This window comes from Burkholderia sp. SIMBA_062 (genome assembly GCF_046534765.1).
Classification (GTDB): domain Bacteria; phylum Pseudomonadota; class Gammaproteobacteria; order Burkholderiales; family Burkholderiaceae; genus Burkholderia; species Burkholderia ambifaria.
The window spans coordinates 1-243 of record NZ_JAWRYD010000538.1 but is presented as its reverse complement, the minus strand read 5'-3'; the positions used below and the strand labels follow the sequence as shown (position 1 = coordinate 243).

1 protein-coding gene is annotated in these 243 nt (G+C 70.0%); it reads right to left on the bottom strand.

The window, feature by feature from the left end; translation table 11 throughout:
• Nucleotides 1-243 (bottom strand): arginine--tRNA ligase (gene argS / locus SB786_RS37375; RefSeq protein ID WP_410731732.1); only part of this gene is annotated, 243 nt, incomplete at both ends.

Genomic DNA, 243 nt, shown 5'->3' with positions numbered 1-243 from the left:
CAGACCCTTGGCGCGCCCCTGGACGGAGAGCGCCAGACTGTTGATCTGGGCCCCGGCGTCGTTGTAGTAGAACTCGCGGGTGACGTCGTGGCCGGTGGCGGCCAGCAGGCGGCACAGCACGTCGCCGACCGCGGCACCGCGGCCGTGACCGACGTGCAGCGGGCCGGTCGGGTTGGCGGAGACGAACTCGACCTGCACCTTCTCACCAGCACCCACGTCGCTGTGACCGAAGCTGTCGCTTTC